The organism is Planococcus sp. CPCC 101016 (genome assembly GCF_007859295.1).
Classification (GTDB): domain Bacteria; phylum Bacillota; class Bacilli; order Bacillales_A; family Planococcaceae; genus Planococcus.
In genome coordinates this window covers 148,817-162,070 of the sequence record NZ_VOHB01000002.1, presented here as the reverse complement: position 1 = coordinate 162,070, position 13,254 = coordinate 148,817, and the positions used below count along the sequence as shown (strand labels likewise).

At 42.7% G+C, this 13,254-nt stretch carries 13 protein-coding genes; 2 read left to right on the top strand and 11 right to left on the bottom strand.

What is annotated here, in order from left to right; genetic code table 11:
- Positions 1 to 354 precede the first annotated feature (354 nt).
- Positions 355 to 2,016 carry a PAS domain S-box protein gene (locus FQV26_RS00770; RefSeq protein WP_146555477.1) on the top strand — a complete coding sequence of 554 codons (1,662 nt, stop codon included), beginning with the start codon at positions 355 to 357 and terminating at the stop codon, positions 2,014 to 2,016.
- A 134-nt stretch (positions 2,017 to 2,150) separates the two neighbouring features.
- On the opposite strand, the gene FQV26_RS00765 is transcribed toward FQV26_RS00770, so the two are convergent.
- The 10 genes from FQV26_RS00765 to FQV26_RS00720 form a co-directional block, all read right to left on the bottom strand.
- Entirely contained in the window at positions 2,151 to 2,432 is a 282-nt protein-coding gene (locus tag FQV26_RS00765; protein ID WP_146555476.1) for a hypothetical protein, read from the bottom strand.
- A 946-nt stretch (positions 2,433 to 3,378) separates the two neighbouring features.
- Complete coding sequence (gene panB / locus FQV26_RS00760) at positions 3,379 to 4,215, bottom strand: 3-methyl-2-oxobutanoate hydroxymethyltransferase (protein ID WP_146555475.1); 837 nt, start codon at positions 4,213 to 4,215, stop codon at positions 3,379 to 3,381.
- Positions 4,216 to 4,490: 275 nt separating this feature from the next.
- Positions 4,491 to 5,252: a sirohydrochlorin chelatase gene (locus FQV26_RS00755; protein ID WP_146555474.1), complete on the bottom strand. Its 762-nt coding sequence runs from the start codon at positions 5,250 to 5,252 to the stop codon at positions 4,491 to 4,493.
- A gap of 15 nt (positions 5,253 to 5,267) precedes the next feature.
- Complete coding sequence (gene cobA, locus FQV26_RS00750) at positions 5,268 to 6,044, bottom strand: uroporphyrinogen-III C-methyltransferase (RefSeq protein ID WP_146555473.1); 777 nt, start codon at positions 6,042 to 6,044, stop codon at positions 5,268 to 5,270.
- Positions 6,045 to 6,109: 65 nt separating this feature from the next.
- Positions 6,110 to 6,484, bottom strand: a complete 375-nt coding sequence (gene nirD, locus FQV26_RS00745) for a nitrite reductase small subunit NirD (RefSeq protein ID WP_146555472.1) — start codon at positions 6,482 to 6,484, stop codon at positions 6,110 to 6,112.
- A 9-nt stretch (positions 6,485 to 6,493) separates the two neighbouring features.
- Positions 6,494 to 8,905, bottom strand: coding sequence for a nitrite reductase large subunit NirB (gene nirB, locus FQV26_RS00740; protein ID WP_146555471.1), 2,412 nt, complete (start codon positions 8,903 to 8,905; stop codon positions 6,494 to 6,496).
- A gap of 365 nt (positions 8,906 to 9,270) precedes the next feature.
- A complete protein-coding gene (locus FQV26_RS00735; protein ID WP_146557718.1) occupies positions 9,271 to 9,615 on the bottom strand; it encodes a DUF6176 family protein in 345 nt (114 codons plus the stop codon).
- 6 nt (positions 9,616 to 9,621) lie between these two features.
- Positions 9,622 to 10,104 carry a GNAT family N-acetyltransferase gene (locus tag FQV26_RS00730; RefSeq protein ID WP_146555470.1) on the bottom strand — a complete coding sequence of 161 codons (483 nt, stop codon included), beginning with the start codon at positions 10,102 to 10,104 and terminating at the stop codon, positions 9,622 to 9,624.
- Positions 10,105 to 10,108: 4 nt separating this feature from the next.
- Positions 10,109 to 10,879: an alpha/beta hydrolase gene (locus FQV26_RS00725; protein ID WP_146555469.1), complete on the bottom strand. Its 771-nt coding sequence runs from the start codon at positions 10,877 to 10,879 to the stop codon at positions 10,109 to 10,111.
- Positions 10,880 to 10,891: 12 nt separating this feature from the next.
- Positions 10,892 to 11,587 (bottom strand): Type 1 glutamine amidotransferase-like domain-containing protein, encoded by a 696-nt coding sequence (locus FQV26_RS00720; RefSeq protein ID WP_146555468.1) that lies wholly within the window; start codon positions 11,585 to 11,587, stop codon positions 10,892 to 10,894.
- 107 nt (positions 11,588 to 11,694) lie between these two features.
- Between FQV26_RS00720 and FQV26_RS00715 the strand changes: the two genes are divergently transcribed.
- On the top strand, positions 11,695 to 12,465 hold the full coding sequence (locus tag FQV26_RS00715) for a nucleotidyltransferase domain-containing protein (RefSeq protein ID WP_146555467.1): 771 nt from the start codon (positions 11,695 to 11,697) through the stop codon (positions 12,463 to 12,465).
- Between the two features lie 58 nt (positions 12,466 to 12,523).
- Here FQV26_RS00715 and FQV26_RS00710 read toward each other — a convergent pair whose 3' ends face one another.
- Positions 12,524 to 13,219: a Na-translocating system protein MpsC family protein gene (locus FQV26_RS00710; protein WP_146555466.1), complete on the bottom strand. Its 696-nt coding sequence runs from the start codon at positions 13,217 to 13,219 to the stop codon at positions 12,524 to 12,526.
- Between the last annotated feature and the right edge of the window lie 35 nt (positions 13,220 to 13,254).

The following is a 13,254-nucleotide window of genomic DNA, read 5'->3' as shown; positions in this document are numbered from 1 at the left end:
GTTCGTAAAAGTACACTTACATGAACAAAAAAAGAAGAGACTTTCTATGAAGTCTCTTCCCTATCGATAACCCCTCATATATAAACTGAAAAATATTTCGAATTATTTTTATAAAATGATTTACTAATTTGAAAATTTTTTAAATACCAATTATGTTACAATATACCTAAAAACATTTAAGAAATATGGAAATTTATTCATCTGTAGTTGAAGATGTATAACAAATTACGGGATTCTGGGATATACGAGCAACAGCAAAAATAGAAGCGGTTCTCATAAAATGCTGAGAAGCACTGCATGTAGTCCGAATAGAAAAGGTAACTTTACTTTAGATGCTGAGGGGGAGACAAAATCATGAAACATTTTTCAGGGGAATTAGGATTGGATATTTTAGCTTCCACCGCTCTTTTTGATTTGATCCAAGATTTGGTTTTTCTAATGGAGGAAGATCATGAAACGTTTCGTTATGTTTATGCTAATCCAGCCGCCTTTGAAATTCTCCACCTCGATGACAATATTATTGGAAGCCGAATAGAAGACGTGATGCCCCCAGTGCAAGCCCAACTTTTGATCCGGAATTACCGCGAAGTTCAATCTACGCAAAAACCGGTTGAATTTACCCAGAAGATAGAAACTGAAAACGAAGAACGCCTAGGGGAAACCGTCCTCAATCCTATCCTGACAGAAAAAGGCTATTGTAAGTATATTTTAGCCATCGTAAGGGATGTCACGGAGAGAGAACGAGCACAGAAAGCGTTGGCTGAAACAAAAGAAGAACTTGAAGTTTTTTGGGAAAATTCCACGGATCCTGTTTTTTTCATTAATACTAGTGGGAAAATAATAAAGGTCAATCAGGCCTTTGAAAAAACGTTCGAGTACAGCGAAGAAGAAATGGTAAATCAAAAAGGTTCCATCATTCCGCAACATTTGAAATTTGACCCTTTAGCCATCGTAGAAAGCATCATGAAAGGCGAAACGGTTACTTCACATGAAACCATGCGCATAACAAAGAGCGGGAAACTATTAAATATAATCTCTTCCTACACCCCGGTAAAAAATACAAACAAAGAAATCATCGGTGCAACCATCTTCTACAAAAATGTGACGAAACTTAAAAAGGCCGAAAAGGAACTGCAGAAAACCCAAGAGAAATACAAGCTGATCACGGAAAGTGCTTTCGACGTCATTACGTTGATCAGCCCTGCTGGCCTAATCGAATACGTGTCTCCTTCTAATGAGAAGCTTCTGGGCTATCCAGATTCAGCGTATATTGGAAATCCCTTTACCACTAACGTGCATCCGGAAGATGCATTCGGTTTAATCGAAACGGTAACGTCCCTTCTGGATGGAAACAATCCGGCCAATATTGAAGCTCGCTTTCTACATCAAGATGGGCATTGGATCTGGATGGAAGTATCTCCAACACCTGTTGTAACAAATGGAAAAGTGAATCAAGTACTTACCATTGCCAGAGATATAACGGAGAGAAAGCGACTGCAGGATAAAATTGCAAAAATGGCTTTCTATGACCACTTATCGGGCATACCCAACCGGCGCACTTTTGATAACAGGCTTCAAACGGCAATCCATCAAGCAAATCGTTCCGGCAAAAAAGTGGCTGTCTTACTCCTGGATGGACGTAAGTTTAAACAGATCAACGATCAGTTCGGTCATGACGCAGGAGATGCTGTCATTAAGGAGATGGCCATCCGTCTGCAATCTTGCGTTCGCTCAGCTGATACGGCGGCCCGACTAGGCGGCGATGAAATGGGGGTTGTTTTGCCTGAACTAGATTCATTGGAAGTAGCCGAAGATATGGCAAAGCAGATTCTGATGTGTTTTGAAGAACCTTTCACATTTAATGGAGTACAAATTAAGATAGGTGCAGGGATTGGCATTGCCCTTTATCCGGACGACTCTGTCAATGAAAAGCAGCTGATAAAGTACGCAGATATGGCTCTGTATGAAGCCAAAAAAACTGATCGGAACCAGTATATCGTTTATGGCAGAACGTAAAGCAGCAAAATTTTTGAACTTCACTGATATTTGCATCAACCTTCATGAATAAAAAAGAGAGGAACTTTGTTACAAAGTTCCTCTCTTTCGATAAAGTGATGATATGTAAACTAGTTAACCGCAAAATATATAGTCTAATTTAAAAAATACAACAAGATGGCCCCGATAAAATTAGGCAAAGCAATCAGGAGGATAGTGTTTGATAAGTTGAGTGTTTCATCTAATTTTATTATGGCCAAATTTCCGATAACAGGGGCAGTAGAGCTAATGAAACCTGTTTTCAAAAAGCCCCCTATCAAGATGCCTACGAGTCCTATTATTCCAGTCACGTTCATAGCAAGTTCGATGTTGTTTTGCACAACGAAGAAACTTACTACAAAAATAAAAATTAATAAGCCCAAAGATAATCTTTTCATAATATCCCCCTCTTATTATAATTTCCACAGGTGTTTTAACAGCACGAGAAAATTTACTGACCAACATTTCTGATTTAAGATTTAGCTTATGAATTTTTCTGTAAGCAGAAATTTTCTCTAATAATTTTTTTAGAACTCTCATTATTAATGGACCTAATAGATACATTTAGTTCAGTGTATTTTTTTAAGTATGCTGACAGCTGATCAAAACTATTAACTCTATTGAATTGAATTACTCCCTCTCAAGCGATCGTAAAAGTACACTTTTACACATGAAAAAGTGAGAGAAGATATGATTTGCTTTTTCTCTCACTTTGATTGCTCTTTAATTTTTTGTATATATATGATAAACAGTACTAAATCCACTTCCTCCTCCATATCCCCCACCAAAATTTAACCCTTTGTTTTAAAATCAATTCCACTGTTTCTAAGTTCTTCTAACATAGAAAAGTGTTGATCTATATTAGCCGTTGTATGATACAATTCCCATCTCGTAAAAATGACTCTTTTCAAGAATTTAAGCATCGATTACTCCTCCTTTGGAGTTCTAGAAAAATAATCATTCTATTTTATGAATTGAATCTACCATAAAATTCCTTAACTAAAGTTTAACAAAAATTCTTACTACTTAACACCATAAACAAACTTAAGTAGAATAAAACCGTTCGTAAAAGTATACCTTTACGAACACCCCAACAGGACTTAAAACCGGCAAAAAGAGCGTTCGTAAATTCAGCAAACTACTTTGCGAACGTTCGCCAATTTACATAATCTTTACGAACGCTTTTTAGAAACAATCGAAGAAAACAATCTTTTTTAAGGTGATTTACGAAATATCGCAAACTTTGGCTGCAGAAGCACATAAACCAAAGTTGAAAATACAGATCGTCAATTGAACCATAAAAAACCCCGGCATCTTCTCCAAGATACCAGGATTTCCTTCTATCTATTCTTTTCCGCCATACAATAGCTGGAGCTCTTCTTCTTTCATGGTAAAGCGGTGTTCCTCAGCAGGAAAAGCACCTGCTTTTACTTCATCAACGTATTGACTCAAACCTTGTTTCATGATGTCTCCCGCTTCTGCGTAAGAACGGACGAACTTCGCTAAATGATGTGATCCGTATTTCAGGACATCGTGGTAAACGAGCACCTGTCCATCTGTTTCACTGCCGGCCCCAATACCGATTACCGGAATCGTCAGTGCCGCTGTGACTTTCTGAGCCAATTGATAGGGAATGCATTCAAGAACCAGCATGCAGGCTCCTGCCGCTTCACATGCTTTTGCATCTTCAATCAGCTTCTGTGCTGCATCTGCTGTCTTTCCTTGCACCTTATAGCCACCTAAGACACCCGCCATTTGCGGCAGAAGACCGAGATGGGCGACAACCGGAATTCCAGTGCGTGTCAATAATTTCACCACGTCGACGACTTCATCTGCGCCTTCCAGCTTCAGCGCTTCCGCTCCGGTTTCCTGAAAGATGCGAACCGCATTATCGAGAGTGCGCTCAGCGCTTCCATGAAACGAAGCAAATGGCATATCCACTACCAGGAACGTCTCGGGAGCTCCGCGCCTGGCTGCTTTGCCGTGATGAATCATGTCGTTGAGCGTCACTTTGACAGTCGATTCATAACCCAAGACAACCATGCCAAGAGAGTCCCCTACCAGGATTACATCTACTCCGGCTTGTTCGGCCAGCTTCGCTGACGGGTAATCGTAGGCTGTTAGCATGGCAATTTTTTCATCCTGTGCTTTCATTTTGGTGAGTGATGCCGTATTCTTCATTTTTTTCTCTCCTTTTGGGAGGAAAACCGAAATAAAGCCCATCGGTTCCAACGCTGGACAGACGGGCAGTAAATTCACTATAGGTTTTCTCCGTCCCTGTCGATGTAAGATCAAGGCAGAACTATTCGATTGTTGAGTATCTTTAAGAGGTGCAGTTCAACAACGATACCGCCCTTATTGCCACTATAGCAGAAGCCACGATATTGGAACACTCTTTGTCTTTCAAGAAATTCTCTTCAACTACTTTTCAATAAAAAAACAAGCTTAGCAAGACTTCAGGGAATCGACACCCGCCCGCTTTCGCCTGTTTCTTCTTGATCCTCCGCCGAACGCTCCAAGATAATTTCTTGTATAGCCTGATGACGGCTCAAGCAACCTGTATGTGAAATTTGCTGGCCCTGACCTTTTCTCTTGTCCACTTCCCGCTCAATTTCATCCAGCAGGAGTCCCTCGAACAATAAATACGGGATAACAATGACACGCGACTCTATTTCCCGGGAAATATCTTTTATGCCTTGTTGAAAAGTTGGAGTTGTTGCTGCGAGGTAACAAAGGGAGATGGTTTCAGTCCCTAACCGCTGCTTTAAACCTTCAGCTATTTCCCCAAAAGCTTTATGTATGGCGGGATCACTGCTGCCTCTGCCAACAACCAAGAGTGCTTCTGTGCCGCTCCATACGCGGCCGGCTCTGACCATTTCCGCAATTGCATCCAATATCCGCTTCTGTACGCCGAATGGATCGGCAACAGTAACTTGAATTTGCGGGTATTGTCGTTGCAAAGGAAGAAGGGCTTCTGGAATATCGGTCTTAATATGTCCGGCCGCCAACAGGAAAAGCGGTACAACAGTGATTTTTGTAGCCCCTTTTTCGACACATCGGGTAAAACCTTCTTCAATAAAAGGTTCAGTTAGCTCCAAGAAGCTGATCTCCTGAATGGAAATTGGATTTTGTCCGATAATCTTTTCCAAGAATCCTGTCGCTTCTGCAGCTCCTTTTTTTGAACGTGTGCCATGCCCTACATATAATATCGCCTTCACAGGCAGAACCCCCTCTCAATTCTGCATAACTGGCAAGTGCGGGACAATTTCTTCGTCAAACCAATTGATCTTTCGATGAAGCTGGACCACTTCACCAATGATGATCATGCTTGGATTGGAAATATCCGCTTCCTTCACTTGGTTTTCAATCGTCTCCAAAGTACCCACCACTGTACGCTGTTCATTTAATGTCCCCCAATGCACAAGTGCAATCGGTGTTTTTGAAGACTTGCCATTATTGATCAAGTGATTGATAATGTTCGGCAATTGCTGAACGCCCATATATACACAAATGGTGTCCACTGCTTTAGCCAGATGCTCCCATTGGTGCTCGGCTTCTACATCTCCAGCCTGGTGCCCTGTAACAAACGCAAAACTCTTGCTTAAGGTTCTATGAGTCACCGGAATTCCCGCATAAGCAGCAGCAGCTATCCCTGAGGTAATGCCCGGCACCACTTCAAAATTAACACCGTTTTTCGCGCATTCCTCCGCCTCTTCTCCGCCTCTCCCAAAAACAAACGGATCTCCTCCCTTTAAGCGGACGACCTGTAACCCTTTTTTCGCGTACTTCACCAGAAAATGATTGATGGTTTCCTGCTTCATCGTATGGTAATGAGGAAGTTTTCCGCAATAGATAAGCTGCGCATCTTCTTTCGCATGTTCGAGCAGTTCCCGGTTCACGAGCCGATCGTATAAAATGACGTCTGCAGACTCCAAAAGGCGAAGTCCTTTGACGGTGATTAACTCAGGATCTCCAGGACCTGCTCCTACTAAATAGACTGTACCCACCATATTATTGCCACCTTTCCTCATTTGCCTGCCCTTTTTTACAGCCTTAGAAATTGATCGCTGTTTCCTTAAGAATGGCTGCATTCTGACGGGAGGGATGCTTCTTCAGCTTCCCCGAGCAATACATAGACTTCGCCGTCTTCCACTGCCACTTTGAAAGTTTTGACACAACCGACATCCGGCCCTTGGGCTTTTCCGTCCACCACGCTGATTTTCCAGTCATGCATGGGACAAAAAACATATTCTCCGCTTACCATTCCTTCGGATAAAACCCCAGCTTTATGCGGACAGCGGTTTTCGATGGCCCGTATGTCTCCATTAGCCAGCTTGAAGACGGCCAATTCTAAATTGCCGTCGCCTACATAGACTCTCTTCCCCAAATTTTTCGGAAGCTCATCAACTTTCGCTATAAAAACACGGCTGATCAATTTCTCCATATCCATCCCCCTTTATCATTTTGTCCCTACAGGTATTTTCACATTCTCATAAAGATCTCTAGCCATTGTTTTGTCTTCCAATACTTCTTTCCAGCCATCCTGGACGACAGACATGTTTTCATCCATTCGTTTGTTCAACTCTTTAAAGGTCTGCTCGTCCGCGAGAACTTCTTTAATATGATCGATTCCCATCCGCTCCACCCACACAGATGTCCGGTCCAAGTAATTCGCTGTTTCCCGGTAATATTGCAAAAATGCGGCCGTCGTCTCCAAGACTTCTTTCTCAGTTTTCACTTTAGCCAGTAGTTCGGCCTGTCTCATATGCGTTCCGGCATTTCCCCCAACGTATATTTCGTATTCGCCGTCCAACCCGATGATCCCTACATCTTTCACGGCGCCTTCTGCACAATTTCTCGGACAAGCTGAGACACTCATTTTCACTTTATGCGGTGCGTTCATGCCTTCAAATTTCTTCTCTAATTGTGTTCCCAAACCGATGGAATCTGAAGTTCCGAATCGGCAAAAGTCTGCGCCTACGCACGTTTTTACTGTACGTAAGCCTTTGGCATATGCGGCTCCTGAAGGCATATCCAATTCTGCCCAGATGCTCGGTAAATCGTCTTTTTTAACACCAAACAAATCAATTCGCTGTCCACCTGTCACTTTAATTAATTTCACTTCGTATTTATCTGCAACATCGGCGATTTTCCGCAAGTCTTTTGAGTTGGTTACCCCTCCGTACATTCTTGGCACCACACTATAGGTGCCGTCTTTTTGAATGTTGGCTCGCAGTCTTTCATTAACGTAACGTGATTCTTTTTCATCTTTATAGCCTGTGGGATTCAGCATGCCCAAATAGTAATTTAAAGCAGGGCGGCATTTCGAACAGCCTTCTTCTGATGTCCATCCGAGAACGTTCATCACTTCTCTAGTATGAGACAATCCTTTTGCTTTGATTTCTTCGATTACTTCGTCCTTGGACAAAGTCGTACATGAACATACCGACTCTTTTTGATTCTGCTCAAAAGCATCCCCTATCGTACATGCCACTAAATCGGAAACAAGCGATGTACATCCTCCACATGACCGGGAGGCACTGGTGCACCCTTTGACCTGCTCGACCGTCGTCAACCCCTGGCTGTTGATGGCATCGACAATTGCCCCTTTGGTTACACCGTTGCAGCCGCAAATGATTTCTTCGTTTGGCATAGAAGCGACCAGATCGACTCCTGTTTCTTGCGATGCTGCATTATCCATATACTCTTCAATAGGCGCTGATTTATTGATCAAGCCCAGTAAGCGGTTGCCATCTTTGGTATCTCCGAATAGGACTGCACCGGTGATTTTTCCCTCATCTATTAACACTTTTTGATAGACGCCTCGCCAATCATCAAATACTTTCACTGATTTCGTCTCTTCGTCCTCAACGATTTTCCCTGCAGAGAAAACATCTACACCTGAAACCTTCAGTTGAGTAGACAAGACAGATCCTTGATAGCCCACACTTTCTGTTCCGCAAATCCGCTTCGCCATTTCCTGTCCTTGCTGATACAACGGAGCAACAAGTCCATATACCGCTCCCCGATGCTCAACACACTCACCGACAGCATAAACGCCGGCCACGTTTGTTTCCAAATAGTCATTGACGATAATTCCTCTGTTAACTTCAATGCCGCTGTCTTTCGCGAGTGCTGCATTTGGCTTGATGCCGACAGCCATGACGACCAGATCGGCCTGGACTTCCTCACCATCTGCGAATTTCAAGCCGGCAACCCGTTCTTCTCCTATTATTTCAGCTGACTGCTTTTCCAATAAAAAATTCATGCCTTGGCTTTCCAATTCCTTTTGCAGCATCTTGCCAGCTGTTTTGTCCAATTGCCGTTCCATCAGGGTGTCAGAAAGATGAACAACATCCACCGTCATTCCAAGGTTTAACAAGCCCCGAGCAGCCTCTAATCCGAGTAATCCCCCGCCAATAACCACCGCTTTTTTATGCTCCTGCGAAGCTTGAATCATTTGTTCGCAATCTCTTATATTGCGGAAAGCGGTGACTCCTTCTTTATCTGCTCCCGGAAGCGGCAGCATAAAAGGCACTGAACCGGTTGCGATAATCAGTTTGTCGTAAGCAATCTTGCGCCCTTTATCAGTGGAAATTGTTTGCTGTTTTGTATCGATGCCAGTAACTGACTCTCCTGTGTATAGGGAAATTCCATTCTCTTCATACCAGTTCCAATCATTTAGCGTAATATCCGCAATTTCCGTATCTCCCTGCAAAACTTTTGACAATTGAATCCGATTATAGTTGGGATATGGCTCATCTCCAAAAACCGTGATATCGAATTTATCTGGAGCTAGCTTCAATATTTCTTCGATGGCCCGTATCCCTGCCATCCCGTTGCCGATCAGTAGTAATTTTTGTTTGCTCATCTTATCAACCCTTCCAAATAGAATAGGTGCAGCCGTTCTTGATTTTTTGAAAGCTTGTTTTCTTTCGCTTAGTTATCAAACTATTCAAATTTTTATTTTATTAAATATAGATGGATACTCATTTGCTGTCAACTCTAAATGTAATTAAACCTAACATCAAATTTAAAATAATCTCTCTATTTTCAGCATTACCCTTCATTAATACTTTTTTCAAGCGCTTACATAGTACTAATTCATCATTTGATGTCAGTAAACCTAACAAAAAGAAGAAGTTTTTCTACACAAAAAAACCTTTAGCATTTTCGATATGCTGAAGGCGGTCACTGCTCTGGTTTAGTTGTGCGTTGCTCTGTTATATTCTTCTTTTACGTCATTACAGTTCTGATTTTTTTCTGTATCATCACAACTTGAGCATCCATGTCCGTTGATGGATAGTTGAAATCGATGCATTCATTCCAGAATTCCATATGTTTCTTATCTACTTCATGATCCGAGTTTTCCAGTTCGCTTCCCCCTTCTCCTTGAACTGAATACCAATACAAATAGGCTGCTCCCTCGATCTCTTCTTTGAAAATCGTTTCGACAAACATTTTTTCATCTTCGAGTGTCAGCAGTACACTATCCATATGCTCATTCAAGAAAGCCATCCATTGGTCGACCACTTCCGCTTTTCCTTCTTTGACTTTGAATTTTGACAGCTCTGCCGTCAGTTTCATTTATTCCACGCCCTTTGCTGATTTTCTGAAATAGCCCAAAGTGGCTCTGTCATTCAACCGTTCGGTGGCACCTGTCGCCTTGTATCCCATTTTCTCATAGAACCGGCAATTCGCCTCCTCTTGAAGGATGGTCGCCAGCTCCCACGTTTTGGCTTCTGCATGCAAAAGTTCAGTTAATTGCATCGCCCGCCCTGCTATCCCGAGCCTTTGGTAAGCTGGGTCGATGAATAAAGGGCTGATCCAAAACCGGCGATCTTTATCAGACTTCACTCGAATGGCACCCACCATTTTTCCTTGATTCAAGATTTTATAATAGAAAGATCCAGGGCTGTTTATTCTGGTAAGAATCCGTTCCGCCGTTTCATTTGCCGGATTGGTATCCATGTCCTGGTACTTCTCCAAAAGCGGCAAAAATGCTGACCTTTGCATGGACAATATAGCTGTTGCATCCATGGCCGTTGCTTTTTCCAGTTCAATTTTCATCGAGTCACTTCCCTTCCAAAAAAGAAAAAAGCTTTGGAACCCTTTTCTGGAAAGATCGATAGTTATGCTGCTCCCCTTCCAGGACATTAAAGTTTACTGCAGGCACCTTATTTCTCAGCAATTCATAAACCGCGTTATTGGAAACCAGGAACTCCTTGCTTGTAGACGTTCCAATTCCAGCCTCACCTGTGCCGCAATCCATATATAGACTGTTGATGCTAGAGAGGTCTGTTCTCTTTACCAATTCCTCTATCTTTTCTTGATTTGCATAAAATGCGGAGGAAAAAAGAATAAGATCAGTGAATATCTTCGGGTAATGGCAAGCTGCATACAAGCTAATCAAACCGCCCATCGAAATTCCGGCCATTGCCGTGCGATTTGTTATCGTTCTGTATTTTTCATCAATATAGGGTTTAAGCTCTTCAACAATGAATTCAAGGTATTGTTTGCCGTGGCCTCCAAAAGAAAGACTTTCCGCTCCTAAAAATTTCTGGCTGTATGCACCATTCTCCCAAGGACAGTACTCATTTTTCCGTACGCTGCTGTTTTGATCGATGGCCACTACAATGACATCCAAGTCTTTTTCATCTAAATATCTCTCAAGCTCCAGAGAAATCCCGCCAATCGCACCATCGTTTCGAAAAACGTTTTGTCCATCATGCATGTACAGCACCGGGTAGTTCTTTTGGCTAAGCGAATAGCTTTGAGGCAAGTAAACCTGAATCCTTCTCTCTTGTTGTAAAGAGTTTATCGGTATCGGAAAAATATCCAGCATCTCTATTCTCCTTTATGTCTCACGCTCGCCCAAATACTCGGTCGCCAGTTCATTTTCCCCGCCTTTGTAAACTTGGTAAGCTTTGGCTGTGGGTCTGGAACTGACAATGCGCTTTATCTCCTGACCGGCATAGTGAATAGCTGCACCATCATCGGCCGCTATACCATCCTGCAGGAGTCCTTCGTCAATAAATTGGCGGTAGGCCGGCCTCCGTTCAGCTTCTCCGTCATAATGCGGACAATGGCTGCCTTTCAGAAAACCCAGCGCCTGGAGCGGTTCAAGTTGGTCGCCGTATGAATCGGTGACCCCTTCTTCAAACCAGCAGATCGAGCCTGCACTGAGTCCTGCCAGCACAATTCCCTGATTCCATGCCTTCTTTAAAATTTCATCCAGTCCCCATTCTTTCCAAAGCACTAACAGATTTTTGGTATTTCCGCCGCCCACATATAGGATGTCCTGCTCCAGTACAAACCGCTCCAAATCACGTGTCGGCGGCTTGAATAAAGACAAATGACTTGGAATGCATTCCTGTTGGTTAAAGAAATCATAGAACTTTTCAATATAGCTATCGGCATCTCCGCTTGCTGTTGGGATAAAGCAGATTTTCGGCTGGGATTTATTAACTTGCTTCAGTATGTATTGATCCAATAAGGGATTGTCGGGCTCCATTGAGAAACCGCCGCCGCCCATCGCTATGATTTGACGCATATTCTTCACCTTCCTTAAATTCCTATCTCTATTCATTCTTCAAATTGGAAGGTTTATCCTTCTGTGCTATAGTAAAAAAAACATTCTCAGCCATAGGAGGGTTCCCCATGCTTGTGCAGGAAGTCGCAACAGAAAAAATAACAGCCAGTTTAATCGAAAGCCCTTATGTCCGGGCTGTTTTCCTGAAAGGATCCATGGGCAGAAATGAACACGATGAACATTCAGATATCGATTTGTATTGCCTGGTCAACCAAGAACACGAAGAATTGTTTCTTTCTGAACGCATGACTCATCTCCAAACTTACCGACCGGTGTTGTTCCAAGACGATATCTTCATCATTGCCCCTCAACTCATAGCGGTTTTCGATGATTTGCTGCATATCGACTTGTTTACGGTAACAGTGGAATCATTTTCACCAAAGGATTACTTTAAAGTTCTATACGATCCCGAAAATCTATTGAACCAATTTACCGAATCACAAAATCTGAAGCTTAGCGAAGAAGAATACAACGAGCATGTAATCGATGTGGCCTGGTTTTTATTTCAGTACCGCAAAGCGGGCGCCAGAGGGAACGGTGTCTGGGCAGTGAAGATGCTGTCACATGTGCTGGAGCATTTAGCGCGGGTTTTGCTGCACCGGTATGCACCCCACCGGGCGCAATTGGGCTTAAAAACCATAAGCCGTTCCTTGCCGCCAACTGTTTTTACAGAAATCGAGAAAATCTCCAGCCTGATGACACCAGCCGACCATGCAGCTGCTGCCTTGCATATCAAACACCTGCTGGCTAAGGAAATGGACTGGATTGATATGCAGATTCTTGAGCGCAATAAGGTAATGCCGCTCATGCAGAAAATGATTGAAATACCAGAAAAATAAACAAGCCGAAAGCATCTGACATAGAAGCTTTCGGCTTTCGTGTTCTAACTAGTTAATGTCAACGTTCCGGTTCGATCAGCAACACTATATACCCCATATCCTCATGAAAATCCCAGTTGGTAAATGCCTCGTTTATTCTACGTTTCATAATCATCTCGAGTGAGGAGCTATAAATGAGCTTTGACTCCAGCGGACGTTTGGCCAATTTGAGTTCTTCTGAAAAATTATTTTTGACCAACTCTTTTTCAAGTTCGATCAAAATCCCTTTTCTTTGAATCAGTACCGTCCGCTCATTCAGCCAGAATACTTCGGTTTTTTCAGGTTCTTTTTGGGCTTTTCTGCTGGCCTCGTCCACTTCCTCATAAAATGCCTTTTTATCTATGCCCTTCGGCCATTCACTGGCTTTTTCTACGGCCTTTTCATTGAGCACCAGAGTCAACAACCCAGTTTTATTATCCAGGTTCCAATCTGCATAAATTTCTTTGACATCAAGTTCCAGAGACTTTAACAGATCCAGTTTAATCTGCTCATTTAGATCATTCATCAGCAAATCCCTGATGACTTGCACTCGTACCGTTTCGTTTTGCTTCATCAACACTTTTTCAGTAGGCGACAAAAATTCACGCAAATGAATCACAATAAATGGTTCGCGGACTGCTACATACACTGATGTTGGCCCTTTTCCAAAATGAGCGCGCAATAGTCCGGAAATATAGCCGCTGATTTCCGCTTCAATCGTTTTTTCCCTTTTCATAGCCGCTTCTCCTTTAGGTAGTGCATAGTTTGGTT

Coding starts and splice junctions, on each gene's coding strand:
- FQV26_RS00765 (WP_146555476.1), bottom strand. CDS start 2,432: ATGAAAAGATTATCTTTGGGCTTATTAATTTTTATTTTTGTAGTAAGT.
- FQV26_RS00770 (WP_146555477.1), top strand. CDS start 355: ATGAAACATTTTTCAGGGGAATTAGGATTGGATATTTTAGCTTCCACC.
- FQV26_RS00725 (WP_146555469.1), bottom strand. CDS start 10,879: ATGCTGGATATTTTTCCGATACCGATAAACTCTTTACAACAAGAGAGA.
- FQV26_RS00720 (WP_146555468.1), bottom strand. CDS start 11,587: ATGCGTCAAATCATAGCGATGGGCGGCGGCGGTTTCTCAATGGAGCCC.
- FQV26_RS00710 (WP_146555466.1), bottom strand. CDS start 13,219: ATGAAAAGGGAAAAAACGATTGAAGCGGAAATCAGCGGCTATATTTCC.
- panB (WP_146555475.1), bottom strand. CDS start 4,215: ATGAAGAATACGGCATCACTCACCAAAATGAAAGCACAGGATGAAAAA.
- nirB (WP_146555471.1), bottom strand. CDS start 8,905: ATGAGCAAACAAAAATTACTACTGATCGGCAACGGGATGGCAGGGATA.
- FQV26_RS00715 (WP_146555467.1), top strand. CDS start 11,695: ATGCTTGTGCAGGAAGTCGCAACAGAAAAAATAACAGCCAGTTTAATC.
- nirD (WP_146555472.1), bottom strand. CDS start 6,484: ATGGATATGGAGAAATTGATCAGCCGTGTTTTTATAGCGAAAGTTGAT.
- cobA (WP_146555473.1), bottom strand. CDS start 6,044: ATGGTGGGTACAGTCTATTTAGTAGGAGCAGGTCCTGGAGATCCTGAG.
- FQV26_RS00730 (WP_146555470.1), bottom strand. CDS start 10,104: ATGAAAATTGAACTGGAAAAAGCAACGGCCATGGATGCAACAGCTATA.